Here is a 1,754-nt window from a genome sequence, read left to right on the forward strand (position 1 = left end):
ATCGAACGCGCAATGTCGTCCGCCAGCGAGATCACCCGCGACGACTTCGTCCCAGGCGCAGGCTCCAGCTCATACAACGTCACAACAGGGCCGGGGCGAACGTTGATGATCTCTCCCTTGACGTTGAAATCCCACAAGACATTCTCGAGCGTCGCGGCATTTTCCTGCAGCACCTCGACCGGCACTTCCGCGCTGTCCCAGATCTTCGGCTCCGCCAGAAGATCCAGGGACGGAGGCTCGAATTCAAAGGACGCTCCGACGGGGGCCGAAACGCCGACGGAGACCGACGCATAATTGTCGCGGCGGATAACGTCGTTGGCGGGCGCCGGCATCATCGGAGCATGGCTCACGCGCGGCTGCGGGGCCATGGCGGCACGGCGCGGCGCCTCCTCTACGACGTCATCCTCTTCGTCGAGGAAGTCGTGCAGATCGTCCTCGTCCTCCCAAGGCAAGTCCTCGGGTTCGGCCGGAAGCGGAGGCCTCGCAGGCGAACGTGCGATCGCTTCGGCTTCAGGCTTGCTTCTCTTCACAAGAAGAGCCTCGACGACCGGAACACGCTCCTCACGCTTCAGCGGAGAAGACGGTGCCGGAACGAGCGGTGTCCGGAGCGATGGATCGAGCAGATAAGTTCCAGGCTGCCAGAGGAAGCTGTAGGATTGCTGGACCGACGAAAGCCGATAATCCGCAGCGCTGTCCCTGACGGGCGCGGCCGGCTCCATGGCGGCCCTCGGCGCAGCAACGGGATCCCGCGCGACGGGAGCACTCGTACGCGTTGTCGGCTTTCGGACGGCCTCTTCCCGGGAAGCGGGCGCGGCCGGTCGCCGGACCGGTGTGCGCGGCTGGGGCGAGATGCGATTGAACGGACGGGATGCCTCCGTTTCCGCCTGCTGCGAAGCCCTGCTCTGCAAGGCCTCGAGTCTCTCCTGGACGGCGGGGGCCGGATCGACCGCGCGGACGGAGGCGATTTCCTCGGCGAGCCTTTCCGTCATCTCGGATACGGTTTGCGGCGCTCCTTGCAGACGGCGCTCTTTCAGAACGCGCTCGGGCGTGCGCGTGAAACGGACATCCGGAGATATGGAGAACGATTCCTCCCATACCTCGCCGCGCGGCGCGCCATTCGGGCCTCTGCCCTGAGCTCCTTTCGCCTGAGCTCCTCTCGGCGGATGAGAATGAGCAGCGGAGGATCGTTCCTCCGCAGGTCGGGCCCTGGAAAGCCCGACGTGCTTCCCTGAATCGGAATGAGAATTGTCGGCGGCCTGTGTCGTCGCGGATGCGCGCACACGGCCGACATGGCCAGGATGAGCCTCAGCGGGCAATGAATTGCTCTCGCAATCGTTCGAACCGGGATGCTTGTCCTCTTCCCGCGTGAGAGAGCCATAGCCATGAGCGGCGGAAGAGGGAGACCGTCGTTTGAAATGCATTGTCTGTGATGATGTTGGGACTGAGCCACTCAGCCCGGGAAGGGTTCCTCCCGATTACGCCTGCCAAAGGTAAAAAGAGCATTAGGAGAAGGTCGCGTTCTCGCGACCCCGGCCCGTGCCGCTTCTCCCCTCCCCTGCGAAACGCCATATCCGGACCGTCATCCCTGGGGATAAGCCTCCTCCATGCGGCGGAGCCCCGGCATTTGCTGACAAAGGCCTTGCAAAATTTCTTCGGGTGTTTATATCGGCGCTTCCTTTGCGGGGATTGATTTGATCGGTTCTGCGGGGTGATTTTTTCGGACAGGGCGGGGATGTGCGTATCCCGGGTCAGCG

At 63.5% G+C, this 1,754-nt stretch carries 1 protein-coding gene; it reads right to left on the bottom strand.

All coding sequences use genetic code 11. The features are described 5' to 3' along the window. Positions 1-989: DNA translocase FtsK (locus L879_RS24115; RefSeq protein ID WP_275944471.1), on the bottom strand; the 989-nt coding region annotated here is incomplete at its 3' end. Positions 990-1,754 lie beyond the last annotated feature (765 nt).

This window comes from Microvirga flocculans ATCC BAA-817, assembly GCF_000518665.1.
Classification (GTDB): domain Bacteria; phylum Pseudomonadota; class Alphaproteobacteria; order Rhizobiales; family Beijerinckiaceae; genus Microvirga; species Microvirga flocculans.